Source organism: Legionella quinlivanii (genome assembly GCF_003265995.1).
Taxonomy (GTDB): Bacteria; Pseudomonadota; Gammaproteobacteria; order Legionellales; family Legionellaceae; genus Legionella_C; species Legionella_C quinlivanii_A.
Map to the genome: position 1 here is coordinate 73158 of NZ_MVJN01000009.1, position 23080 is coordinate 96237.

A 23080-nucleotide genomic window follows, 5' to 3' on the forward strand; every position below is an offset into this window, starting at 1 on the left:
TTTGTCAATTAAGCAGGTTGATGGCATGGTTCATGCTTCAACTTCCTTAATCAATTACGAACCAGGCGGGTAAATACGACCTGATGTTTCAAAAGCTATCTGCTAGCCTGCATTGAATGTTAGTATTAGATTCAGAAGATTTAAATTGTATTTTCCAGCGGTTTGCAAATTCTGCAGGCCAAGGGAATAAACGGATTGTAGTCTGAATAAGGGCTTATTATGTCAAGTGAAAACGAACTGATGCCATCCCCGGAGAATGATGAGTTCTCTTTTCTACCAGTCCTGCCTCTTAGAGATGTCGTAGTGTATCCCCATATGGTGATTCCATTATTTGTCGGGCGGGAAAAATCAATCAAGGCATTGGAAGCTGCAATGGTTGATAACAAACAGATTTTTCTGGTTGCCCAGCGCAAATCATCCAACGATGACCCGTCGCCAGCTGATGTTTACAATATTGGTACCGTTGCGAGTGTCTTACAGCTTCTTAAACTACCCGATGGTACTGTGAAAGTTCTTGTAGAAGGCGAGAAACGTTCACGTGTCAAAGAATATAAGCAAGAACAGGGTTTTCTTGAAGCCCGACTTGAAGAGGTTGAAGAAGTCGTTGGGGAAGTTGATCCTCAGGAAATTGAGATATTAATGCGCTCATTGATGTCACAATTCGAGCAGTATATTAAGTTAAATAAAAAGATACCGCCTGAAGTACTCAGTTCTCTGGCTGGTATTGAAGAGCCGGGCCGCCTGGCAGACACCATTGCTGCTCATCTAACCTTAAAAGTCGATGATAAACAGGATCTTTTAGAAACATTAGTGATTGGCACACGCCTTGAGCGCTTAATGGGAGCAATCGAAGGTGAGATTGATTTGCTGCAGGTTGAAAAACGAGTTCGCGGCCGCGTGAAACGCCAGATGGAAAAAAGCCAAAGAGAGTATTATCTCAATGAGCAGATGAAGGCGATACAAAAAGAATTAGGTGAAATGGGCGAGGAAGGAAGCGAAATAGAGCAGCTTGAAAACTCTATCAAGAAAGCCGGAATGCCCAAAGAAGCCAAAGAAAAATCCTTATCGGAATTGCACAAGTTAAAAATGATGTCGCCTATGTCGGCTGAGGCTACAGTCATTCGCAACTATCTCGACTGGATGCTAAGCGTTCCCTGGAAACGTAAAAATAAAATTCAATTTGACCTGCGCAAAGCTGAAAACTTATTGAATAAAGAACATTATGGTCTTGAGAAGGTCAAAGAGCGCATCATAGAATACCTGGCAGTACAGCAGCGGGTCAAACGAATGAAAGGACCTATTCTTTGTCTGGTTGGACCTCCTGGGGTTGGTAAAACTTCTCTTGGACAGTCGATAGCAAATGCGACAGGAAGAACATTCATCCGTATCGCCCTGGGAGGTGTTCGGGATGAAGCTGAAATCAGAGGGCATCGTCGCACCTATATAGGTTCCATGCCGGGAAAAATCATTCAGAAGCTATGTAAGGCAGGGGTCAAAAATCCACTTATTATGCTTGATGAAGTCGATAAAATGGCAATGGATTTTCGTGGTGATCCCGCTTCCGCCTTGCTGGAAGTGCTTGATCCAGAACAGAATCATACCTTTAGCGATCATTATCTGGAAGTGGATTATGATTTGAGTGATGTGATGTTTATCGCCACCGCTAACTCATTGGAAATACCAGCGCCTTTACTTGACCGGATGGAGGTGATTCGCCTTGCCGGTTATACCGAGGATGAAAAGATAAATATTGCTGAAACCTATCTTGTTCCCAAACAGACTATTCTTAATGGTCTTAAAGAAAGTGAGTTAACTATTAATGAAGGTGCAGTGCGCGAGATAATCCGTCACTATACTCGAGAAGCTGGGGTGCGTAATCTGGAGCGCGATATCGCCAGTATTTGCCGTAAGGTAGTTAAAGATATTCTCAGCAATAAGAAAACAAAAAAAATAACGGTTTCAAAAACCAATATTGAAAAATATCTTGGGGTTAAGAAGTTCCGTTATGGACTTGCTGAGGAGTTTGATCAGGTCGGACAGGTAACTGGCCTGGCCTGGACCAGTGTAGGCGGGGAACTGCTGACAATTGAAGCGTCTATGATGCCTGGTAAAGGAAAAACAACTCATACCGGTCAGTTGGGCGAGGTGATGCAGGAATCGATTCATGCTGCAATGACAGTAGTCAGAAGCAGGGCGAAATCGTTTGGCGTTCCCGATGATTTTTATGATAAGAATGACTTTCATGTGCATGTACCAGAAGGGGCTACTCCAAAGGATGGACCCAGCGCAGGTATTGGAATGTGTACGGCCCTGGTCTCGGTGGTTACTCATATTCCTGTCCGCGCTGATGTTGCTATGACTGGAGAGATTACCCTGCGGGGGCAGGTGCTTCCAATAGGTGGATTGAAAGAGAAGCTCCTGGCAGCTCATCGTGGTGGGATCAAGCATGTCATTATTCCTGAGGAAAATCGCAAGGATCTTGAAGAAATCCCTGATAATGTCCTGAAGAAGTTAAGCATTCATCCTGTGAAGACTATAGAGCAGGTTTTAGAGCTGGCATTGCAGCGTAGTCCCCTTGCTGCAGCACCTGATTCTGAGAATTCAGAAGCCAAAGATGTAGTTTCTGAAAAAACTGCAAAAAAAAATGAAAATAAGGATTTACATACCCATTAATACCGAGTATAGTTCACTCCGTTGTCCGCTACTGGCGGGCAACCCAAGGAAGTGACTGCTTGACTGGGGCATAAGAATCTGATTAAATTCGCCTCATGGAAGGATGAATAACTGATAGGGGAAAAGATGAACAAAACTGAATTGGTAGAAGCAATTGCAAGCGGTTCTGGTGTTACTAAAGCCGACGCTGGACGAGTTCTTGAAGTGTTTATGTCTACCATTATTGATGCACTGAAAAGTGGTGATCAGGTGGTTTTACCAGGATTTGGATCTTTTTCAACTGGTAACCGTTCTGCCCGTGTTGGAAGAAATCCACAAACTGGCGAACAAATTGAGATTAAAGCGTCAAGAGTTGCCAAGTTCAAAGCAGGCAAATCTCTTAAAGAGGCTGTACAAGAAGCGTAAGTTTTCGGGTGCTTAGCTCAGCTGGGAGAGCATCGCCCTTACAAGGCGAGGGTCGCAGGTTCGATCCCTGCAGCACCCACCAAGAATTGGAGTGGTAGTTCAGTTGGTCAGAATACCGGCCTGTCACGCCGGGGGTCGCGGGTTCGAGCCCCGTCCACTCCGCCAAATTAACGCGCCGTATGGCGCGTTTTTTTTATCTGTTTTTAGCGTATTAATTTCTTGTAAACTATCAAAAATGGAACTCCAATAATGTTGCAGAAGCTGAACGAACGTATACAAGGTCTTGTGGCCTGGATAGTTATAATTCTGATTGCCGTAACATTTACATTATTCGGAGTCGACTACTACATGCAATCACACCAGGCTTCTGACGCAGAAGTAACGGTAAATGATCAGCCCATTAGCAAACAAGCTTTTGAACTCAACTACCGACGTGCCCGTCAGCAACGCGATCCGTCCGAAATGTCTACTGAAAGTGATGTGGCATTGAAAAAAGAAGTACTGGACGGGATGGTGATGAATGAAGTTACAGTACAAGCTGCACAGGCCGCTGGCTTTGGAGTCAGTATCGAGCAGGCGAATGCTGCAATTCAGAGTATCCCACAGTTCCAGCAGGACGGTCATTTTTCGGCTGAGCGCTACCAGCAGGCTTTAAGCGGAGCCATGTTTACTCCGGAGTCTTTCCAAAAGGAAGTCCGTCAGGGGATGTTGCTCAATCAGCAGCGTTTTGCTTTTATCGGTACCGCATTTGCCTTGCCCAGCGAAGTGAAGCGTTTTGTGAAGCTATACATGCAAACCAGGGATTACGATTACCTGCAAATTTCTACCAGGCTGTTCATGGATAAATCTCAAATTACCAATGATCAGATAGAGACTTATTATAACAGTCATAAAAAAGAATTTATCGCACCAGAAAAAGTAGTTATTAACTATGTCCGTCTTTCAATGCAGGATGTTCGTAAAAACCTGAAAATTAATGATGAAGAGGTCAAACGCTACTACGAAGAAAACCAGAATAATTTTCTGACCCCCGCTCAGTGGAAGGTAGCCCATATTCTGTTTGCCATCCCCGCGGATTCCTCTGATGAAGCGGCTGAACAGGTTAAACAAAATGCAGAGGAAGCTTACCAGGCACTCCAAAATAATCCAACGCAGTTTTCGCAATGGGTTAAGACAATGTCTGCCGACAAGTTATCAATCAAGAATGAGGGTGTTTTACCCTGGATAGTTGCAGGGCACACCCAGTTCGATAAAGCCCTGTCTGATTTAACGACTCCAGGACAGATCTCAGCTCCCTTTCGCAGCGGAAACGGTTTTGAAATTTTCAAATTAATTGATTACAAACCTGCGCAGTTAAAACCTTTTGAACAAGTCAAAGCGCAGATTGCCGATCAAATGATAACCGAGTTATCACAAGCCCGTTATGCACAATTATTGGAACAACTCACTGACTTAAGCTATCAAAGCCCTGATTCCTTATCGCCTGTTGCTGATGAATTAAAATTGACTATTGAGAAATCTGAGCCATTAACACGGGGCGGAGATGATACCGAAATTGGCAAGAATAAACAGATCGTTAATACTGCGTTTAGCCATGATGTGATGGAGTTGGGGAATAATAGCGAACCAATCCAGTTGGATAGTGATAGTGTGATTGTCTTGCGTGTTAAAAAACATACAGCGGCCAGCGAAAAACCTCTGAATGCGGTTCGCGATGAAATAATCGAACGCCTCGCTTTGGAAAATGCAACGAATAAGGCCAAAGCATTAGGTACTAATCTGTTATCTACCAAGCTGGACTCTTCTGAAGATGAGAAGCTCATCGCCGCAAATCAGTTAAAATGGCAAGAGATTGATAATGCCACTCGTGATACTGACAAAGCCGAAGCAATGATTAATGATCTTGCTTTCAGCCTGGCCAAGCCGAATAGTGTCGATGGTAGAAAATTAATGAATGGTGATTTTGTAATCGTTCGGTTAAAAAAGATTTCTGATGGCAAACTAAAGAATTTGGATAAAGAACAACAAGCCAGTTTGGCGCAGCAAATAGAAGCAAATTATGGATTAATGGATTACGATCTTTATGTCAATCAACTGGTTGCCAAAGCCAAGGTTGACAAACATTAACCTATAAACAATACCCGAGATACGAAACCAGGGAGGAGTATTTTATCTTAGGCTAAAGTTTACTCGCAATGTGAGGTAAGTTTATGGCGGTATTTACCAATAATGATATGGCGAAGTTGTATTTGAATTTATCAGGAGATTACGAGCAACTTAAAAACCACAGCTATCCGCGTTTGAACCAGCAGCAAATTTTCTCTGAGTTGGCCAGACGTGTTTATCAGGCTGTGAATGCACCAAACAGCCCCTGGTATACCCTTCCTCCAGAGGAAAAAAATAAAGTCTTTCGCGTTCTATACTCATTTTGTAATTCCCTTCCTCAATTCGCCAAGTTAGACGATGAATATCGCAGGCATTATTTTAACTACGCAACCTACCCGGTATTTCTGCAAATCAATGTCTATGATCGACACCATAACTACGATTGTTATTATGCACGTCATAATGATTTTCTGTTTACCTGGTTGATGTGGGACGCCATGCTAAATCATCACAACCATCATGGTGGTGTAGATGGATGCTGTGGACATAATCATGACCATGAAAATAATGGTGAAGCATGGGCAATGCTTCTGCTGATATTATTGGCAGTGATTGCTGCAGTATTGACTTTTATTGCGTTATATTACCTGTTGCAAAAAATATGTAGTAATGTTGAGCGTCTTCTTTTTAATGAAGGATGGCTGCAAGCGACTATTTCTTTGGCCAGCATGCTCGCTGGTGCTGCCGTAGGTGCCATTGTAGGTACTTTTTTGTTATCTACTCCCTTAATGTGGCTGGCGTTCACTGCAGGAATTAGCAATCCTATTGGAATAGCAATCACCGGAATCGTTGTAATGACTATTCTCGGAGCTGCAGGGGTTGCTTTTATAAGCAATGCTATTCAAGAGTATTACATTAGTAAAAACAATCCTCATGCCGCTGACCGTGCAGATCCATTCAGGATACGTGCTGAGTTAACTGATGAAGAAGCCAATAAGCTTATCACAAAAGGAATCGATCCCTTCGAAATTACTCAGGCGATTATCGCAGTACGGCATGAAATGGCAGCCCTTGATAAGAAACATTCCGGATCAAATCATAAAAAAATCCCTTCAATCTGGGCGCGATGGTTTACTGAGGCCGGGCGTGAAAGTGACGCGCTTATGAATACTATACGAGATTTGCGCGAGGGACGCTTGATTTATGTGAAAATAGGCGACGACAAAATCAGAAATCTCATGCACCTGCATGGTCTGACTGATGAAGAAAAACTTGATTTAATTAGGAAAGGATTAAACCCTGATTCAGTTGAAAATGCTTTAAAACATGTGTTTGCACAAATTGAGAAGCGAATCGCAGCGTTTCGTGATGACTCTCTCCATTACGCCAAACCGACCCAGGACGATTATTTGCGTGATCAGGATATTTTCCTCGAAAAAATAAGCCGTTTGCGTAATGGTATAGATCGGGTGTTTGAGTTAGATGGGTTCATTTATACTCTGGAGTATCCTCGAATGCACAGTCATCCCGGCGCCTACCATCATGGCTATTCGTCGCAGCAATACACTGATTATTCCAATCAATATCAGTATCAGCACCAACACACGGGCGGAGCTGGTTTCTTTGGTGGTCAGCAACAAGCCCCTCAATATGGTTTACAAGCCTCGAATGAGCCAACGCTTTATGCTTATACTCCTTCTTCTTCCTTGTATCCTAATCTATATGGTGAAGTTGCACCTTCGGCACCGCCAATGGAAGTTCCTCAGAAGTAAAACTTTTAGCTGTTGGTTGGGCTTATGCCCAACTGACCCAGCTTGATAAGGAAGTTGTCACCTATGTCTCTGCAACAAAAGTTCTCAATCTATAGTGAACAATGCCCATCAAGAAATGTCTTTGAAAAAATTAGTGACAAATGGTCAATTTTGATAATTAATTGTCTATTGGATGGAACTTGCCGGTTCGGAGAATTGAAGCGGAAACTTGAGGGGATTTCCCCCAAAATGCTCACTCAGACATTAATCAAATTAGAGCGCCTTGGTTTTGTAGCCAGAGAATCCTTTCCTGTGCTCCCTCTAAAAGTGGAGTATTCATTAACTGCATTGGGGAGTGAATTAGGTAAAATTCTTGGAACTTTAAGGGAGTGGACTGAGTCTAATATGGAGGCAATAATGCTTTCCAGCAGTCAGTTTGATGAAACAAGGAAGCTCTAGCTATTGTTTAAACCATTTAAGCAATGTCTCCTCACCCAAATTATCATAGATATAAGACAAATAATCTGAGAGTTCCCGCTCATAATTGTCGCTGCTTATATTTTCTTCTCCAATGATCGGCTCATGGTGAAAGAAAACACCATTCAGGTATTCATTGCAGAAATGCTGATAATCTTTAGTGAATAAGAGGAAAGTGTGCCACATGTTATCAATATCCGACATTTCCGAATGAATGACACAGGAAAAATTTAATAAATCATTGTTCGGATTCATCTGCTTTTCTGCTTTGTGTTTCAGGCAAAGCCAGATATATTTCATCAATTCTTTCAATGCATCTTCTGCTTGTAAGCTTGCTTCAGGATAGTCTCTGGTGTATCGGGAAATAATTTTATTATTTTTGTAATTGATCAGTACATTCAATTCTGGCATACGCATAATACTCTTCCTTAATTTTGCATGCACCATTTTTTAACATGGTGCATGCGCTATTCCTAGCCAGCACAGGTGCCAGGCCCACACCATCCTTTACTAATATTTGCCAGTTTCGCCTGAATAATCTTATTGATAATAGCTTCCTTCATGGAACTCTCCTGTTTGTTGAAATCGTTATTGAGAGTATAAAAGTCTTATTAATCAGTCAATTAGTTACCAGATGGTAACTAAGCAAGAGGAATCTTAACAGAAGTCGATTCTCTCATCAGCATGTAGTTGGACCCTTGGCCCATAGCCGTCAGGCTAAGAAGTAATGTTATCCCCTCTCCACCGCGCGCAGCGTGGGGGAGAGGGTAGGGTGAGGGGGTTAAAAAATTTATCACGTTAGTGATTCCATCTTGTTGTGGCAATAAACCATAACCACAGAAATAGGATTAATGAATCGCTACGCGACCTGGTTTATAGCCCCCTCACCCTAACCCTCTCCCCCGCTGCGAGCGGTGGAGAGGGGATCAGATATTTTTAGCCTATCGAATGTCTAATCCATGAAGGCCAGCGTTTAACGGCCTGAATGACCTGCTTTATTTTAGGTGAGAAATAATTGTACTGGATTTTATGAATGGCATGTTTAGGTAATAAAAGCCAATAACGGCCCTGATTCTTCATGTGCTCGCCAAGATAAGCGGCTTTCTTACTGGCTCCCCAGTAAATATCGCCTCGTACCAATCCACGAATAGCGCCTCCCGTATCCTGAGCAATCATCAGGCGTTTAAATTGCTTCTGCGGCTCATTTTGTACAGGAACTTTGGTAACCAGCCAGAGGGGAGCGCCCAGCGGAATCCATTGACGATCGATTGCCAGGGAATAACCCGGCGTTAAAGCCATTCCCTGGGCACCCAGTGCCGCTGGTTTTTTCAGGTTCTGGAAAAAGACAAAGGATTTGTTCTGGTGAAGAATTGGGTTTACTTTTCCGGGATTATTTGACAAATAGTGCTTAATAGCTGTCTTGGACGCATTATCTTTATTCATAATGCCTTTTTTGATTAGAACGCTGCCAATTGACGTATAAGGCGCGCCATTTTCCCCTGCATAGCTAAGATAGAGATCTTTACCGTTCTTTAGTCTGACAACAGCAGCTCCTTCAATTTCCAGAAATAAGCGATCTACAGGGCTGTTGATCCAGGCAATAACAGGAGCTTTATGGTTTAAAACCCCTTTATCAATTTGTTCGCGGGTATAAGAAACGCTTCGCTTGGCCGGCATTCCATAAATAGGCGTATTGTAGACTTTAGAGCGAGTCAGGCTGCCTTTAACCTGCGGTGTGTAATAGCCGGTAAAAACACCTTTGCTAGGCTTTTTCTTGCCGAATTCAACAGGATAAAACCATTTTTCAAAAAATTGTCTGGCTTCTTCCTCATAGACATTATTCATGGAGAGCGCGGCTTTACATGCCGGCTGCCAGTCTTCAGCTTTTAGATTAATTTGCTTTGACCCTACTGGATGATCAGGATCTTTTTTCAGAAATGTTTCGCAGGATTTTCTGAAAGCAAACAAGGACTGCTTAACATCCGCTTCCTGCCAGCCTGGCAGCTCGTAATAGGGAATCTGTTTAAGTGTCAGCTGATTAACTACTATTGGGGCAGCGGGTTTTTGATTAACCATCGCTTTGGCCAAAGGCGCTTTGATAAGGGGTAAATGTCCAGAGCTCTTAGTGTATGGTATGGATGGGATTTCGCTTACCAAAGCATTCAGCGATGGAGCTTGCAACTTTTTTTGGGGTAAAAAACCCAGCGCGCTACTAAAAATACCAATGGTGGCGAGAATTATGTAAACTACTTTTCTTTTCATCGGTGTAATTTTACACAATATGGAATTAAATACAACATTTATTTTAAATTGTCTGAATGCTGTGCATAATGCACAGCACCTGGCAGGGGGGAATAATACAATTAACGCAATTACTCTTCGAGATTCGACATGGAAACGGCATGATAACCTGCATCCACATGAATAACTTCGCCTGTAATACCTGAGGAAAGGGAAGACGCTAGAAATGCTGCGGTATTACCCACTTCCTCAGCGGTCACATTCCGCTTTAAAGGCGTTGTATTCGCATAGGCATTCTGCATTTTACGGAAATCTTTAATGCCTGCTGCTGCCAGCGTTTTGATGGGGCCGGCAGAAATCGCATTCACTCGTAAACCGCGGCGTCCCAGGCTTGCAGCGAGATAGCGTACCGAGGCTTCAAGGCTTGCTTTGGCTATGCCCATGACATTGTAATTCGGAACTGCTTTTTCAGCGCCGTAATAGCTGAGTGTGATCACAGAGCCTTCCGTGCCTTCCATCATTGGCAAAGCCGCTTTGGCAAGGCCAATCAGACTATAGGCACTGATATCGTGGGCAATGTGAAACCCTTCACGGTTGCAGGATTCAATAAAATCACCGCTTATCTGATCGGCTGGTGCAAAGGCTACAGAATGAACCAGAATATCCAGTTTATCCCAGTGAGTACCCAATTGTTCAAATACCGCATTCACCTGCATATCATCAGCAACATCACAGGGGAAAGTCAGTTGTGAGTTAAATTCAGCCGCCATTGATTCCACACGACCTTGCAGTTTTTCACTTTGATAAGTAAAGGCAAGTTCCGCGCCTTGTTCATGGAATGCCTTGGCAATTCCATAAGCTATGGAGCGATTACTGGCAAGACCAACGATTAATGCTTTTTTGCCGTTTAAGAAACCCATAAGACTCTCCTTTATTCATTGTTATGCATGGCCAGAAGCTCACGCATTTTTGCCTGAATCATATCAATCGCAATTCGATTTTCACCGCCACGAGGAACAATAATATCGGCATAGCGGCTTGATGGTTCGATAAACTGCAAATACATTGGCCGTACAGTGGTCTCATATTGATGCACCACAGACTCAAAAGAGCGATGACGCTCTACCACATCTCGTTTTAGGCGGCGAGTAAGGCAAACGTCAAGAGGCGTTGACATAAAGATACGAATATCCATAATCTCACGCAGTGCCTTGTCGGAGAATAATAATATGCCTTCGAGAACAATAATGGCGTGCCGGCCGATTGAGCGGGTTTCTGGTAAGCGGAGATGTTTTGAGTGTGAATAAATGGGAATGTTAACAGATTCGCCGCGACGCAACAGTTTTAAATGTTCACAAAGCAAGGCATGATCAAAAGCGTCCGGATGGTCGTAATTGATTTTTTCACGTTCGGCAAAAGGAAGATGACTATTATCTTTGTAATAGGCGTCTTCGGAAATGACGACAACTTGCTGAGAACCGAGTTCGTTAACAATGGTATTTGCAAGCAGGCTTTTACCGGAAGCTGAAGGTCCGGAAATGCCAATAATAATGGGTTGTTTACTCATGATGTCAGGCTTTATAACTTTGGGCCTGATGGTAAGCGTTTATCAATCGAAATTCAATGTTTATAGCTTGAAATTAGTGTATTAATTTTGAGGACTCATAGCTCCGTTTTTATTTTTTTCAACAAAACATACACTGCCCCATTGCCGCCGTCTCTCGCTAAAGCGCTATGAAAAGCAAGGACTTGAGATAGTTGTGGCAGCCAGTAATTAACCAGATTTTTCAATATAGGCTTTTCTCCCCTTAAGCCGCCTTTTCCATGGATAATCAATACACAACGATGACCGGCTAAGGTTTCTTCGCTGATGAAATGAATAAGCGCTTCACGGGCTGAATCCGGGCTCTTGCCATGTAAATCGAGTCTCGCCTGAATGTGGATAAGCCCGGTTTTTAACTCGCGCATCCTTTTTGACGGAATTGGATGAGCCGACCAGGATAAAACAGAATCGCTTTGCAATTCGTCACGATAGGAATCAGATAAAAAAATCGTTGGCCGAGGAGGCTGGGCTGAGGCTGCCCTTTTGGAAACATACGGCAGGGGCTTTGCAGGATGTTCGGCTATTTTGTTCGATTGGCGAAGCGGTGTAACCGATTGCATTGCATTTCTAAATAATGCTTTATCTTCATCGGATAAATTGTCTTCAGCCATACATTAAGCCTCGTAAATATTACTTCTGGAAATCAGCGCGCTTGCCATGTAAAAGCGACCAAGAGTATTCTTAAACCCATCTCTTTAATTATACAGGGTTTATATGACGAATATTAATATTGTTTTGGATCTTGAGCCCTCTGAGCAGAATAACGGTATCCTGAGACGCGGAATTATTGATTTCAATGTTGCTCATCTGGGAGAAAAAGCTCACAACTGCAGTGTGTTTGCGCGTGATGAGAATGAGAATATTATTGGAGGGGCAACTCTCTGGGTGCATAGCGACGCGGCTTACATCGATATTTTGTGGATTGAGGAAGCGTTTCGCCAGCAGCGTATTGGCTCTGCAATCATGAAGGTAGTTGATGATTATGCCAGAAAACAAAAGCTGTCAGCCTTGTTTGTTGATACCTTTGATTTTCAGGCTCTGGATTTTTATTTAAAACAGGGGTTTCAATTAGTGGCCGAGATTAAAGCCTATCTGCTAAAGCATGATCGCTATTATTTACGCAAGGATTTGGCGAATGAGGGGATCTAACCTTGGAGCTAATGTCAACTGAGGAATGGATTCTCGCATTCGCGGGAAGGCATTGTTGCGTAAATAGAACCAAGCAGCCAACCTGTCGTCTTTGCGAACAAAGTGAAGCAATCCAGATCGAAACTTGAACAAAGCAAGGAGCTGGATTGCTTCGCAAACGCTCGCAAAGACGGTTTTTTGTGCACCTATCTTCATTTACGCAACAATGCCTCGCGGGAATGCGAGAATGTTTGTAACCTAGCAGGACATCGCGCGAGTGCTGGAGATTGGGAGAGATTCATTCAGTGCTATCAGAGCCGCGTCTTCTTTGTGTTCTGCTTTATTGTTCTGAGTTTTCATAAACTGCTGGAATACAGGATTATCGGCGGCTTTTTTCCCCAGATAATTACGAATTCTGGGATTAGCTCCCGCATCCACTAAATGTTTGATAACTTCAGTTTTCTTTTTGCCCTGCAAAGCGAGATGAAGAGGCGTATTTCTCTGTTTATTCATGACATCTACTTTTGCTCCTGAGGCAATCAGAAACTCAACGATATCATCCAGGCCCAGGCGCGAGGCATGATGTAGTACGGTCATGTGTTTCTTGTCTCTGATAGAAAGATCGGCGCCTTCACGAATACAGATTTCCAGTAAATCTTTTCGCTTAAGCCGGACAGCATAATGAGCGGCTGTTTCTCCCATATTATCCTGGAAATTCACATCGGAGCCTGCTTTCAATAAAAGACGCATACAGGTGGCTTGCGTTTTAATCACAGCCCAAAGCAAAGCCGAGCGCCCAAAGCGTTCATCGGGTTCATCTAATTCGTCATTGTGAGCTTTTGTTCTCTGAATCAATACTTTTAATTCAAAAACCATACCTTTTGAAGCTGCGCGACGTAAGGCTTCATCTGGATCAGGATACTCTGACTCTCCCCGTTTCAGCAGGCTAACACAAACTCGCAGGTACTTTTGTTCCAGCTCCTGAAGCGCATGTGGGTTGTCCTGGTTTATAAAACCAAGTAATCGGGTAGCTAGACGCCCTTGGGCTGTTGCTACAATTTCGGCGTTTGCCTTTTGCATGACTCGACAGAGTGATGGTTTCTCTATACAGGTTTTAAGATATTTTCTATCCGCTTGCCCAAGAGGTTTTTCTGCAAATAATAGCTCAGCGAATCGAATCATTATTTGACTGGCCTGAGGCGAAGCGCTCAGCCTTAATGCTACTAGCGACTTAAGTGTTTCAAGATAGGAGTCAACAAAATCAGCATTGTGTAGTGTATATTGATAAAATGGCAGTTTTTGATCTACGAACGCTTCCAGAGTGCTCTGGGTACCTGTGGTAACAATCAAATCGCCGGTAGACTGAGACATCAATTGTCTCATCAGTTGGTTTTTCACCGTGGCATGGTGATGAATGACGGCCGGTTCAATATTACCCTGCGCCCATAAAATTTCGTTCATTTTCCCTCGTAGAAACTCGATCTCCTGCGTTGAAAAATCACCTAGTAGCATTAATTGATGCTGACCTGTGATTTCGGTGTAATTCGTAATTGCTTTCCAGCTTGCATTAAAATTATGATTATTTACATAGGCAAAACTATAAGCAGTGTTGGGAATTAAAGCCGCCTGTTCTGCATTTAAAAGAGGCAACTGATCAAGTGGTGTTATTGCGGTGATACCTAGTCTGTCCGGGCCAAGACCTGTGGAGCTGAAGAATTTTTGTGAAGGTGGAAGGTAGAAGAACAATTCAGGCTGGTCTAAATAATTCTGAAAATCAATCTCCTGTGTCATCCATTCTTCGGAGAAATCGGGTGCATTGGGTGCTCCTGCAAAAATGTATTTAGTATCAGGAGAAAATGCTGCGAGCATCAGCTCACCATCTGCCGGCTTACAACGGTTTGCATCAATAAATGCAAGCATGGTATTTTGCTCATCAGTCAGGTCCTCAAGAGCAATAACAAATATCCCTAACTCAGTTAAGTGAGAACCGCACAGCGTTTCGTAGTGATGCAGGTTTTCGCGAGTTGAGGTTAAGACCAGCTGGATGTCCTCCGGATTATTATTTACCAAGGCTTGTTGTAAGCTTTTGGCAATCTGTATCGCCAGCATGTAGTCACCTGCGGCGATAGGACTTTGGCATTGAGCAAAAACGGCAATGAACTTAGACATTGTTTTGAGATTTTAATAAACAGGGCGACAATTTACAGTACAAAGCTTAAGAGAATATTATGTGAAATTGGGGAGAGTTTACTGGATTTTCTGGATCCCGCGAACAAGTCGCGGGACGTAGAGAGTAGGGAACGCAGAGCCTGGGAACTTTTCTTAGAAGTGACATTATCTATTCTTCAAATTAACAGGCAGTTCAATATTTTTTTTATTAACGATCAAATCCCGTATTACCTGGCTATCAAACTCAGGAGGATGATCCCCTTTAATATAAAGATATAAGGCACTGTTAAAAATGGCATTAAAGGTGGTATTTACAATCAGCCATAATCCAATAAAAATCAGAATGAACGCCATGCTATACTCGTTAGCCACTGCCTGAATCTGTGGCTTAAGCAAATTGGCGATGAGGCAAAAGACGGCCACAATAGCGGCTATAATCAGAAAAAGAATGAAATTAACAATCAGGAGCTTGCGCCATCCTTTACCGAGCATTCTGACCGAGTGCTTAATTGCCGTGATCGGCCCGACATTTTCAGCAACCATCACCGGCATGACAAAATAAGTAATCACTGACCAGGAGAATCCGAAAATCGCACTGAGAATATCAGCAACCGTACTATGGCTTCGTTCAAGGTAGTGAAAAAAGGTGGCGATGGTGGCGCTGATTAAAGTCCAACCCAGTAATGGAACCGTTTTTTTCAATGTACTGCCCATTGCCTGGAAAATATTCATCTTGTGACCTTGCAGGCGATGAATCACACAAGTAATTAAAGAAGCATTGAAAAATATGGTGATGAAAGCCAGTAAAAAATAAAAAGCGAGAATAACAATAAAGAACAGAGGTTTTTGGTACTGGTAGAGGTGCATAATATTGTTAAACTCAAAAAATGAACCCACAAACAAACCTGCCACCGCAATAATTACCGCCAGCATGCTGAGAATGGGCAATATAAGCAAGGCCGGGTTTTTCATTAGAAAACGAAAGCAGGATACGAGAAATTGCCAGCCCGCATGAAAACGTTGCGCGTAAGACATAAGCGTTCTCCACTATGAATTGGAATTAAACGGTTTAACTAAGGGAATCAGTAAATGACTGTCATATTCTTCTCCGCCATAAATGCGGCATAAGCCTGTTTGACTCGGTTCATATTTACCCAGTTGGGATAAGAAAATGTTCTGGGAGAAAAACCATTTTCCTCGCAGTTCCAGCCGCAATTGATCACCCTGTTTAAAGAAAGTGGCGGAGGGAAGCAGTGAAAGTTCAGCCAAGACAATCTCGCCTGATTTCAGAAACTGCTGCTCCTCAAAGCGATGTTCCGGTTTCCAGAAAACACTTTCTGTTTTGTCAATTTTACGCAAGGATACTTTTTGCCAGCCTTTGCTCACAATATCAAAGCCAAATCCATAACTTCCTTCAAAGTAAACTTCCTCATCCTGATAAAACTTGCGAATGCCTGCAAAAAGGTTCATATCCTGAGTATCGATCAGCTCTAGCCACAATTTAAGTTTCATCGGGCCAATAATCTGTAAGTCAAAAGGGCAGGTAAAAGTGAATCGCAAGTTATTATCAGGCAGAGAGAAATCCTGATGATTCTTTTCAACGGAAAGATTTTCATTTAAGGTCTGAGTTTCGGGATGCAAATACAAAGGAAGCCATTGGGTGTCAGGCAAAGGCCAGGTATTGTGGTAGCTGGTACTATGTATCTGATCACGGTTTTCACGAACTTCCAGGCGAACACCTGGTGTTGATAGCCAGTTGTTTTCCTTGTCTTTAAGAAAAAAGTCAAAAAAATGCAGCTGAGTTTCAAGTGCTTCATCACTGTAATAACTGGACCATTTACCCCCTCGGTGGGTATACAGCCATTTATGTTTTGACCGAATCTGTTCATACACACGAAATGAGCCATTCGTATGCAGACATTGATCTGAAAAGCTTCCGCAGATAAGCGCAGGCACTTCAATCGCCTTTAGATCAGGTACCCTGGCTTGCCACCAGCTATCTCTTGTAATGCGTTGCATTTGCTGCGTTCGCAGTTCAGGGTTTATCATGTGCGTCCAAAATGCATAAAAGCCATCTTCACGAATTCCGCCCGGGCGTGCCAGGTCTTTATATACATCACTGAATCCCTCCCAGGGGCAAATCGCGGCCAGGTGGGGAGGATGCAAGGCTGCGACCCGATATTGACTCAATGCCAGATAGGAAACGCCGTTTAAACCTATTTTTTGATTGGACCAGGATTGCTCTGCAGCCCATTCGATAAGTTCATAATAGTCCTGCGCTTCGGTATCACTGAGTAAATCAAGTTTTCCCTCTGATTTTCCGGCGCCGCGCATATCCCCATTGATGACTGCATACCCATTTTTGACCCAGAAATCGGGATCGGGGGCTTCCCAGCCAGTTAAAGAGGAGAAATGCAAAGGGCTTGGCTGACGCATGAATCGATAGGCTTTTAGAGGCTTATAACGCCCAAATAATGATTTTTTGGGTAACTGGTCTTTGTCATAGGGATGAAAACAAATCACTACCGGATGCTTTAAATGGTCATTTGGACGATACAGATTAACACTGAGCAAAATCCCGTCTCGCAGACGTATTTTCACGTCCTTATCAATAATCATGGGGATTTTGGGCGCATAGATATCAGTAGGCGGAGAAATAAAATATCGAATCCGTTTTAAAATATAAACCAGTCGAGATTCACTCATGAGGTTTTACTCTGGGGCGCTATATCTTAATGGTTGACTATAAAACGATTTTTTTCAACAAGTAGCCTTGTTTTTACAAGTTTTGACACAAACCAGATTGGCTAAGCCTATATGGGTCTGGTTTGCTCTGATTATACTTAAAAATTCATGACCTCAGGCTGTTTTTTCCATAGGCTTTGCCTGTTCAAACAGCTCTAATTTTCCAAAGTCGCTGACTGTCAGATTCTCCAGGTTATTTTCAAACCACTCAAGATAGGCTTGCGCCTCTTGCTCGTGTTCCAGGCGTAAACGCGAAAGCTGACTGACAATAAAATTTTTCGTCACATAATGGGTGGCCTGATAATATTGTTTGATCACTCCTCGATATTCATCGCTGATTTTGATTTCCAGAGAGGCCTGGCGGTTATCGATTTGTCCGAAAAATCCGCGACTGGACTGAGTGTTACGTACATCAGCAAGACTGTCCTTTTTCATCTGATCTACCTTATTCTATGATGTTCAACTTTTCAGTTTGGACCAATATAAAAGGGCTGACAAGTCCTGAATTGTACTCGGCCGGCTGTTTTCTCAAAATTGGTTTACAATTAACAAAAAGACAGGAAAAACAATCATGAACGAAGTGGATATTTTAAAAATGTTTTACGACGAAATGGTTGCCAGAGGGGTCACTCGCGAACAGGTATTTCTTGACCTTGAAGAAGAGGCTGCCAGCAAATTGAGTGACAAACTTGGAGAGCCCGTCTCAGTAGAAGCGATGCAAAAGCTGGCGGATGCCTGTATCGCCAATGAATGGCTTGAGCGTACTACTATTGATCCCGGTTATAAATTCTTATCGCTGACGGCTGCTGGTTTACAAATTGTATTGAATAATGAATATATCTGAGGAAGCCGCCCGCTTCCTCTACACATTGTGGGTGTTTATTTCGCAATTTGCGCTCCGATACTGGCGAAAATGAGAACGACTTAGTGTTTTAGCCTGCTCCTCATCAACAACCAATTCAATCACGCGTTTGAATTTTGGGAAAAAGCCTGGAATTTCATCGGACAGATTCAGCAAAATATCATGAAACCCCCGCGGCTCCTGCTGATAGCCAATTTGAATAACCGGCGGAGGCTCAGGACCTTCGCCCTGTAGATTGTGAGGAATGAAGCTGTCATCCTTAAAAGTCCACAGCAACTCGTCAAGGCTTTCTGCTTCTTGCCGGTTATTGCAAAAAACAAACACCTGATGACCTCGTAAATAGGCTTTTTCTAACAGACGGCAAGCAAACTGCAAAGCAGCTTGCTTGTCACTGCTGCCTAATAAATAAAAATCAACGCGAACTGGCGACATGGCGTAAGAACTGAATTAATAAAGGAACGGGCCGGCCGGTTGCGATGCGCTTTTTGCCGGAAACCCAGGCCGTGCCTGCGATATCCAAATGCGCCCAGCGGTATTTTTTAGTGAAACGGGAGAGAAAGCAGGCTGCGGTGATGCCTCCGGCGCTTCGGTCAAATGAGGCGTTGATCATATCCGCCAGCGGGCTATCGAGAGCATCCTGATATTCCTCATCGAGAGGCATGCGCCAGCATTTGTCGCCACTTTGTGATGAGGCGGCAATAATTTGTTCTGCCAATGCTTCATCGGAAGTCATAAACCCGGTAGTGATCGTGCCTAATGCAATAACCATCGCACCAGTTAGTGTGGCAATATCAATGACCAGTTCGGGATTAAACTGTTCAGCATAAGTGAGGGCATCCGCCAGTACCAAACGGCCCTCGGCATCAGTATTTAAAATCTCCACGGTTTGCCCGGACATGCTGGTCACAATATCGCCAGGTTTGACAGCGCTGCCGCTTGGCATATTTTCAGCGCTAGCAATTAAACCAATCACATTAATCGGCAGTTTCAGCATTGCACAGGCTTTCAGGGTACCAAGAACACTGGCTGCTCCCGCCATATCGTATTTCATTTCGTCCATTGCATTAGCGGGTTTAATTGACAGTCCGCCAGAGTCGAAAGTAATGCCCTTGCCTACCAGAACAACAGGGGCCTGATTGCCATTGCCATTATAAGCCAGTTCTATAAGGCGAGGCTCTTCAGTACTTCCCTTACTGACGGCCAGCAAGGCACCCATGCCCAGCTCAGTCATTTCGGGAATACCAAGAACACGCGTTTTTATCTGTGAATAGTCTTCGGCCAGTTTCTGAGCCTGCTCTGCCAGGAAGCTGGGAGTGCAGTGATTGGCCGGCAAGTCGGCCAGACGACGGGTTAACCGGATGCCTTCAGCAATTGATTGCGCAGTCGACAATGCAGTATCACTGGTGTTTGGCAGGTAAAAATCAATCGCCTCCAGGCTATGCGGTTTTTTTTGCCGGGTTTTATAATCAGTTAACTGATAGCAAAGGCTGTCCACTGCAAGCAGCATCTGGGTCAGCTGCCAGTCAGCATCCTGTTTGTTAATTGCAGGCAGGGCTATACAGGCTTTTTTGATTTTCTGCTTTAACAGTGCCATTGTGATTTCTTCAACACGTCTTCGCAGTGAAGAGGCTTTAAACTCAGCCTGCTTACCGCAATGCAGCAGCAATAAGGAGCGGCCGTTGATATCGCTTTGCCAGACACTGTCAGCTGCTTCGTTAATTTTAGTCATAAGCCGAGGCAGCAAGGCGAGCAGCTCGGCATCATCGATAGTGGAAAATTCATCGGCTCTGCTTTCCGAAAAAACACCGAGCACCAGGCATTCATCTGACGCATCCTGCAATGATTGGATTAATCCGTAGTTCATTTGACTTCCTATAAGACGCAAAAACTGGTAGTTTACCCAATCTTGGATATCATTCAAATGGTTTTAATTATTCGAGACCAGGCATTAAATTGCAGCCTGCCGCAGAGCAGGAATTCGTCTCAGTAATATGCTTAATTAATATAGAGACCGAAGGTCGTGCTTATATTCCGTTATCTGGCAAAAGAAGTTTTTATTACACTGGCATCACTTACCAGCATTTTAATGCTCATTTTCATGAGTAATCAGTTTGTCCGTTATTTAAATCGCGCTGCCAGCGGGCAAATCCCGATTGTCATCATCATGAAACTGATGATGCTTGAATTACCTAATCTGATGGGATTGCTTCTGCCATTGGGCTTTTACGTAGCACTGCTTGTTGCTTATGGCCGCCTTTACGCGGAGAGTGAAATGACCGTTTTGCAGGCTTGCGGATATGGGAATTCACAATTATTGAAACACAGTTTCATTCTGGCAATTATTGTCACCGTCATTGTCACCGCGCTGACCATGTGGGTGAGTCCTGTAATCGCCACAGAAAGAGGAAAGTTACTGCGTACAACTGGAATACAAACCTTAATCCAGACGATTGTTCCCGGGCGTTTTCGCGGTATTTCCGGCGGCAAGGAAGTGTTTTATGTGGAATCAATGAGCCGTGATCACAGCAAGGCAAAAAATATCTTTCTGGCCAGGCAGGTCATTAAGGATTATCAATTTCAATGGGATATTTTATGGGCAGAGCAAGCCTATGCACAGACCGATCCCGAAACCCTGGAAGATTATTTAGTTTTGCAAAATGGCAGTATTTATCAGGGGCAACCCGGTCATGCGGATTATCAGGTTGCTGAGTTTAAGGAATACAAGGCCAGACTGCCGCATCCTGATATTAAAATTGACAATGACATGCGTACCGCAACGACTGCTTCCTTATTCCCCTGGTTTAATTCCGATCCCAAAAAAGCGGCTGAGCTTCAGTGGCGGATTTCCATACCGCTGATGGTGCTGACATTAACGCTGGTTGCAGTGCCTTTAAGCCGCGTCAATCCGCGTTCGGGGAAATATGCCAAACTCTTACCCGCTATTGTACTCTTTATTATTTATGCCAATTTCATGTTTGTCGCCCGTGACTGGATTGCCGCTGGAAAATTACCGATCTGGGTAGGGATGTGGTGGCTGCATTTGATTGTGGCTGCAATTGGTTTGTTGTTAATCTGGCGAAACAGGGTGAAGCTGGCATGAAATTACTGGATCGCTACATCGCTAAAAATGTTCTGCTGGCTATTGGCCTGGTCACGCTGCTACTCGCGGGTTTGCAAATCTTTATTCTTATGGTCAACCAGCTTGAAGATTTGGGCCGCGGGGATTTCGGAATTATTCAGTCGGCCATTTATGTGTTATTGCAAATGCCTTATCAGGTCTATCTTTTTTTCCCAATGGCAAGCTTATTAGGATCATTGATTGGGCTTGGGGTTATGGCCAACAATCGTGAGCTGGTGGTAATGCGGGCGGCAGGGATGTCGATTGGCCAGATTACAATGGCAGTTCTGAAAGCGTCGCTCATCCTGATTGTTCTGGTCACACTTATTGGCGAAACCATAGTGCCAAAGCTTGCTTACTATGCGAATGATGTCAAAGTGCAGGCCATTAGCGGCGGACAGGCTCTTAGAACCTCTCACGGCGTCTGGCTTCGTTATCAGAATGATTTTATTACCATTGGAACTGTGCAGCAGGATAATACGCTGGTTGATGTGAGACAGTATCATTTCGACGAACATCACCAGATGGTTTTTGCACGTCAAATCTGGACGGTAAAATTTTATGATAATAGCTGGTGGGCAGAGAATATCTCGCAGACCTTGATTAGTAAAGATCATACAGTGATTCAGCATATCGATAAAATGCCCTGGGATGTCGCTGTCAAACCGTCTATTCTCAATGTCAGCAGCAGTGAACCGGATGAGATGACCTTGAAGGAACTCCGGCAATATCTGCGGGCTCAGAAACAAAATCATCAGACGGCATTAAATTACCAACTCGCCTTCTGGCAGCGAATTATTCAGCCTTTCACCACTGTGGTAATGATGATTCTTGCCATTCCCTTTATCTTTGGGCCGCTGCGCTCTTCAACAATGGGGTCAAAATTACTGGCGGGAGCAACTATGGGCTTTGGTTTTCATATCATTAACCGTTTTTTTGGTCCGGTGAGCCAGGTACTCCAATGGCCTCCTGTGGTAGCGGCACTTGGACCAACAGTTTTATTCGCCTTTTTAGGCCTGTATCTGATGAAACGAGTTAGATAATGGTTATTCGTCATTTGATTGAAGCAGTGGCTAATCCATTTTTTTTATTGATTTTATTCTTTGCTTTTTTACTTTATAAACTGGGAAAATCGACTGAGTCACGGCGTCTTTTTATTGGATTTAGTATTTTTTTTATTCTTTTGCTAGTGATAAGCACCGGCTGGTTGCCGCAGTTTCTTACCCAGTCGCTCGAAAAACAATATCCCCCGGTTAAGAAAATTAACCCGGAAGTCCAATGGATAGTGGTGCTTAGCGGCGGACAGACCGAAATCGAAGGCTTACCGCAACAATCCTTACTATATTCGGCCTCGGTCAAACGTGTCCTTGAAGGCTTGCGTTTGTGGCGGCAAAGCGCTTCCATCAATCTGCTGCTCTCAGGCGGGGGCTATGGTCAGGAAAAAGCCGAAGCGTTTCGCATGCGTAAACTCGCATTGCTATATCCAGTGGATACCAGCAGGCTGCAGATAGAAACAGGCTCATTGAATACTGCCGATCAGGCTGCCGCCATAAAAACCTGGGTCAGGGATAAACCCTTTTATCTGGTAACCTCGGCTATTCATATGCCAAGAGCAATGGCACTTTGCAAAGCCCAGGGCTTGCATCCTATTGCCGCACCTACCGATTTTACCTTGTATTGGGGAGATGAGCGCTGGCAAAAAACAATTATCCCAAATGCGCAGAATATGGTGTTTCTCAATATTGCCTTGCATGAACTGATGGGACTGGCCTGGGGGAAGTTCAGAGGTTTATTATAAAAAT

At 43.7% G+C, this 23080-nt stretch carries 21 protein-coding genes and 2 tRNA genes; 12 read left to right on the plus strand and 11 right to left on the minus strand.

Going from position 1 to position 23080, the window contains the following annotated elements:
* Positions 1-219: 219 nt before the first annotated feature.
* From lon to B1207_RS12270, 7 genes are all read left to right on the plus strand, one after another.
* A complete protein-coding gene (gene lon / locus B1207_RS12240; RefSeq protein ID WP_112220247.1) occupies positions 220-2673 on the plus strand; it encodes an endopeptidase La in 2454 nt (817 codons plus the stop codon).
* 126 nt (positions 2674-2799) lie between these two features.
* A complete protein-coding gene (locus tag B1207_RS12245; RefSeq protein WP_058507663.1) occupies positions 2800-3078 on the plus strand; it encodes an HU family DNA-binding protein in 279 nt (92 codons plus the stop codon).
* 6 nt (positions 3079-3084) lie between these two features.
* Positions 3085-3160 (plus strand) — tRNA-Val (locus tag B1207_RS12250).
* 6 nt (positions 3161-3166) lie between these two features.
* Positions 3167-3243: transfer RNA gene (locus B1207_RS12255), tRNA-Asp, on the plus strand.
* Between the two features lie 84 nt (positions 3244-3327).
* On the plus strand, positions 3328-5205 hold the full coding sequence (locus B1207_RS12260; protein ID WP_112220248.1) for a SurA N-terminal domain-containing protein: 1878 nt from the start codon (positions 3328-3330) through the stop codon (positions 5203-5205).
* A gap of 83 nt (positions 5206-5288) precedes the next feature.
* Positions 5289-6956, plus strand: coding sequence for a hypothetical protein (locus B1207_RS12265; protein WP_112220249.1), 1668 nt, complete (start codon positions 5289-5291; stop codon positions 6954-6956).
* Positions 6957-7019: 63 nt separating this feature from the next.
* Positions 7020-7394, plus strand: coding sequence for a winged helix-turn-helix transcriptional regulator (locus tag B1207_RS12270; protein ID WP_112220250.1), 375 nt, complete (start codon positions 7020-7022; stop codon positions 7392-7394).
* On the opposite strand, the gene B1207_RS12275 is transcribed toward B1207_RS12270, so the two are convergent.
* The 5 genes from B1207_RS12275 to B1207_RS12295 form a co-directional block, all read right to left on the minus strand.
* Complete coding sequence (locus tag B1207_RS12275) at positions 7395-7829, minus strand: hypothetical protein (protein WP_112220251.1); 435 nt, start codon at positions 7827-7829, stop codon at positions 7395-7397. It lies immediately after the preceding gene.
* 519 nt (positions 7830-8348) lie between these two features.
* Positions 8349-9674, minus strand: coding sequence for a murein transglycosylase A (mltA, locus tag B1207_RS12280; RefSeq protein ID WP_112220252.1), 1326 nt, complete (start codon positions 9672-9674; stop codon positions 8349-8351).
* Between the two features lie 110 nt (positions 9675-9784).
* Complete coding sequence (locus B1207_RS12285; RefSeq protein WP_112220253.1) at positions 9785-10573, minus strand: enoyl-ACP reductase FabI; 789 nt, start codon at positions 10571-10573, stop codon at positions 9785-9787.
* Between the two features lie 11 nt (positions 10574-10584).
* The gene (udk, locus tag B1207_RS12290; protein WP_112220254.1) at positions 10585-11220 is read right to left on the minus strand and encodes a uridine kinase; all 636 of its coding nucleotides are present in this window, start codon (positions 11218-11220) and stop codon (positions 10585-10587) included.
* A 95-nt stretch (positions 11221-11315) separates the two neighbouring features.
* Entirely contained in the window at positions 11316-11867 is a 552-nt protein-coding gene (locus B1207_RS12295) for a Smr/MutS family protein (RefSeq protein WP_112220255.1), read from the minus strand.
* 103 nt (positions 11868-11970) lie between these two features.
* Here B1207_RS12295 and B1207_RS12300 point away from each other — a divergent pair, with 103 nt between their 5' ends.
* Positions 11971-12405: a GNAT family N-acetyltransferase gene (locus B1207_RS12300; RefSeq protein WP_112220256.1), complete on the plus strand. Its 435-nt coding sequence runs from the start codon at positions 11971-11973 to the stop codon at positions 12403-12405.
* 237 nt (positions 12406-12642) lie between these two features.
* Here the strand turns inward: B1207_RS12300 and ankY are convergent, their stop codons facing one another.
* From ankY to B1207_RS12320, 4 genes are all read right to left on the minus strand, one after another.
* The gene (gene ankY / locus B1207_RS12305) at positions 12643-14553 is read right to left on the minus strand and encodes a Dot/Icm T4SS effector AnkY/LegA9 (RefSeq protein WP_112220257.1); all 1911 of its coding nucleotides are present in this window, start codon (positions 14551-14553) and stop codon (positions 12643-12645) included.
* Between the two features lie 165 nt (positions 14554-14718).
* Positions 14719-15588 (minus strand): DUF6159 family protein, encoded by an 870-nt coding sequence (locus tag B1207_RS12310; protein ID WP_112220258.1) that lies wholly within the window; start codon positions 15586-15588, stop codon positions 14719-14721.
* Positions 15589-15600: 12 nt separating this feature from the next.
* The gene (locus B1207_RS12315; protein WP_112220259.1) at positions 15601-17259 is read right to left on the minus strand and encodes a CocE/NonD family hydrolase; all 1659 of its coding nucleotides are present in this window, start codon (positions 17257-17259) and stop codon (positions 15601-15603) included.
* 153 nt (positions 17260-17412) lie between these two features.
* Positions 17413-17733, minus strand: a complete 321-nt coding sequence (locus tag B1207_RS12320) for a hypothetical protein (RefSeq protein WP_112220260.1) — start codon at positions 17731-17733, stop codon at positions 17413-17415.
* Positions 17734-17869: 136 nt separating this feature from the next.
* On the opposite strand from B1207_RS12320, the gene B1207_RS12325 reads away from it, so the two are divergent.
* The gene (locus B1207_RS12325; RefSeq protein WP_112220261.1) at positions 17870-18142 is read left to right on the plus strand and encodes a hypothetical protein; all 273 of its coding nucleotides are present in this window, start codon (positions 17870-17872) and stop codon (positions 18140-18142) included.
* An 18-nt stretch (positions 18143-18160) separates the two neighbouring features.
* Here the strand turns inward: B1207_RS12325 and B1207_RS12330 are convergent, their stop codons facing one another.
* Entirely contained in the window at positions 18161-18592 is a 432-nt protein-coding gene (locus B1207_RS12330) for a DNA polymerase III subunit chi (RefSeq protein ID WP_112220262.1), read from the minus strand.
* A complete protein-coding gene (locus B1207_RS12335) occupies positions 18573-20024 on the minus strand; it encodes a leucyl aminopeptidase (RefSeq protein ID WP_112220263.1) in 1452 nt (483 codons plus the stop codon). Before B1207_RS12335 ends, B1207_RS12330 begins: the two co-directional genes overlap by 20 nt.
* Positions 20025-20180: 156 nt before the next feature.
* On the opposite strand from B1207_RS12335, the gene lptF reads away from it, so the two are divergent.
* Genes lptF through B1207_RS12350 form a run of 3 tightly spaced genes read left to right on the plus strand, consistent with a single transcriptional unit; the run spans position 20181 to position 23076 of the window.
* A complete protein-coding gene (gene lptF / locus B1207_RS12340; RefSeq protein WP_112220264.1) occupies positions 20181-21260 on the plus strand; it encodes an LPS export ABC transporter permease LptF in 1080 nt (359 codons plus the stop codon).
* Positions 21257-22321, plus strand: a complete 1065-nt coding sequence (gene lptG, locus B1207_RS12345; RefSeq protein ID WP_112220265.1) for an LPS export ABC transporter permease LptG — start codon at positions 21257-21259, stop codon at positions 22319-22321. Before lptF ends, lptG begins: the two co-directional genes overlap by 4 nt.
* Positions 22321-23076: a YdcF family protein gene (locus B1207_RS12350; protein ID WP_253255862.1), complete on the plus strand. Its 756-nt coding sequence runs from the start codon at positions 22321-22323 to the stop codon at positions 23074-23076. Before lptG ends, B1207_RS12350 begins: the two co-directional genes overlap by 1 nt.
* Positions 23077-23080 lie beyond the last annotated feature (4 nt).

Excerpts from the sequence above, each read along its gene's own strand:
- lon (WP_112220247.1), top strand. The coding sequence starts at position 220 with ATGTCAAGTGAAAACGAACTGATGCCATCCCCGGAGAATGATGAGTTC.
- B1207_RS12245 (WP_058507663.1), top strand. The coding sequence starts at position 2,800 with ATGAACAAAACTGAATTGGTAGAAGCAATTGCAAGCGGTTCTGGTGTT.
- B1207_RS12260 (WP_112220248.1), top strand. The coding sequence starts at position 3,328 with ATGTTGCAGAAGCTGAACGAACGTATACAAGGTCTTGTGGCCTGGATA.
- B1207_RS12265 (WP_112220249.1), top strand. The coding sequence starts at position 5,289 with ATGGCGGTATTTACCAATAATGATATGGCGAAGTTGTATTTGAATTTA.
- B1207_RS12270 (WP_112220250.1), top strand. The coding sequence starts at position 7,020 with ATGTCTCTGCAACAAAAGTTCTCAATCTATAGTGAACAATGCCCATCA.
- B1207_RS12275 (WP_112220251.1), bottom strand. The coding sequence starts at position 7,829 with ATGCGTATGCCAGAATTGAATGTACTGATCAATTACAAAAATAATAAA.
- mltA (WP_112220252.1), bottom strand. The coding sequence starts at position 9,674 with ATGAAAAGAAAAGTAGTTTACATAATTCTCGCCACCATTGGTATTTTT.
- B1207_RS12285 (WP_112220253.1), bottom strand. The coding sequence starts at position 10,573 with ATGGGTTTCTTAAACGGCAAAAAAGCATTAATCGTTGGTCTTGCCAGT.
- udk (WP_112220254.1), bottom strand. The coding sequence starts at position 11,220 with ATGAGTAAACAACCCATTATTATTGGCATTTCCGGACCTTCAGCTTCC.
- B1207_RS12295 (WP_112220255.1), bottom strand. The coding sequence starts at position 11,867 with ATGGCTGAAGACAATTTATCCGATGAAGATAAAGCATTATTTAGAAAT.
- B1207_RS12300 (WP_112220256.1), top strand. The coding sequence starts at position 11,971 with ATGACGAATATTAATATTGTTTTGGATCTTGAGCCCTCTGAGCAGAAT.
- ankY (WP_112220257.1), bottom strand. The coding sequence starts at position 14,553 with ATGTCTAAGTTCATTGCCGTTTTTGCTCAATGCCAAAGTCCTATCGCC.
- B1207_RS12310 (WP_112220258.1), bottom strand. The coding sequence starts at position 15,588 with ATGTCTTACGCGCAACGTTTTCATGCGGGCTGGCAATTTCTCGTATCC.
- B1207_RS12315 (WP_112220259.1), bottom strand. The coding sequence starts at position 17,259 with ATGAGTGAATCTCGACTGGTTTATATTTTAAAACGGATTCGATATTTT.
- B1207_RS12320 (WP_112220260.1), bottom strand. The coding sequence starts at position 17,733 with ATGAAAAAGGACAGTCTTGCTGATGTACGTAACACTCAGTCCAGTCGC.
- B1207_RS12325 (WP_112220261.1), top strand. The coding sequence starts at position 17,870 with ATGAACGAAGTGGATATTTTAAAAATGTTTTACGACGAAATGGTTGCC.
- B1207_RS12330 (WP_112220262.1), bottom strand. The coding sequence starts at position 18,592 with ATGTCGCCAGTTCGCGTTGATTTTTATTTATTAGGCAGCAGTGACAAG.
- B1207_RS12335 (WP_112220263.1), bottom strand. The coding sequence starts at position 20,024 with ATGAACTACGGATTAATCCAATCATTGCAGGATGCGTCAGATGAATGC.
- lptG (WP_112220265.1), top strand. The coding sequence starts at position 21,257 with ATGAAATTACTGGATCGCTACATCGCTAAAAATGTTCTGCTGGCTATT.
- B1207_RS12350 (WP_253255862.1), top strand. The coding sequence starts at position 22,321 with ATGGTTATTCGTCATTTGATTGAAGCAGTGGCTAATCCATTTTTTTTA.